The sequence below is a fragment of the Alcanivorax sp. HI0044 genome (assembly GCF_001634945.1).
This window is the reverse complement of sequence record NZ_LWEZ01000117.1, coordinates 1-813: the sequence shown is the minus strand read 5'-3', so window position 1 is coordinate 813 and position 813 is coordinate 1. Positions and strand designations below refer to the sequence as shown.

Sequence of the window (813 nt, the reverse complement as noted above, 5' to 3'; positions counted from 1 at the left end):
GGTAGGGAAGTTGTAATCGTTGGCATTGTTCGATTTGCCATAGCAACGCCATGACCCCCAGGCTGCGCTCAGGCAATGTGGGGTCAAAGAAGGTGTACACTGCGGAGAGGCCATCATTGAGCTGGTCGGTGACGGCTACGGCGACCAGCTTGCCTTGCTGGCGAAACCCGTAGAAATGGGTGTCTGCCCATTCGCAGGTAAGAAAATTGGTGAACTGCTCTTCCGAAGGCGGATACATGTCGCCATCGCCATGGCGGTCATTAATGTAGGCCGCATAAAGCGCGTATAGCTCGCGACTGAAACGGGCGGGCTCGCGGTTCACTGCCAGATCGGCGTTGTTTTTGAGGATGCGACGATGGCGGCGGCGAGGGTGGAAGTCATCCACTCGCACCCGGGCCGGAATGCAGGCATTACAGCTGTCGCAGTGGGGGCGATAGAGATAATTGCCGCTGCGGCGAAACCCCAGCAAGCTCAGTTCGCTATAGAGCTCTGGTGACAGCTGGGCCTGGGGGTCCACAAACAGGGTAGACGCCTGGCGGTCTTCCAGGTAGCTGCAGCTATGGGCGGGTGTGCGAAAAAAGCGCAGCGTGGACAAGTCAGTCATGGTGTAAGTGTAGCCCAGGGCAGGAGGGCTAAAAAGCCTCACATTCGGCTTGCAGTGCGGCCCAGTCAAACGGACGGTCTGGCCAGGGGGTGGGCACTGGCTGGGCTGGCACCCAGTCCTCAAGGCAGGTTTCAAAGTCGTCACGGTCGATCATCTGTGCCCCCATGGACATGAGGTGAGGGTTCTCGATCTGGGCATCAAGCAGGCGG

Annotated in this window: 1 protein-coding gene and 1 pseudogene; both read right to left on the bottom strand. The window is 58.9% G+C overall.

Going from position 1 to position 813, the window contains the following annotated elements:
• On the bottom strand, nucleotides 1–604 hold a 604-nt coding region (locus tag A3730_RS01465), incomplete at its 3' end, for an arginyltransferase (protein ID WP_063537323.1).
• A gap of 28 nt (nucleotides 605–632) precedes the next feature.
• Nucleotides 633–813 (bottom strand): annotated as a pseudogene (locus A3730_RS30830) (leucyl/phenylalanyl-tRNA--protein transferase); the annotation flags it as partial.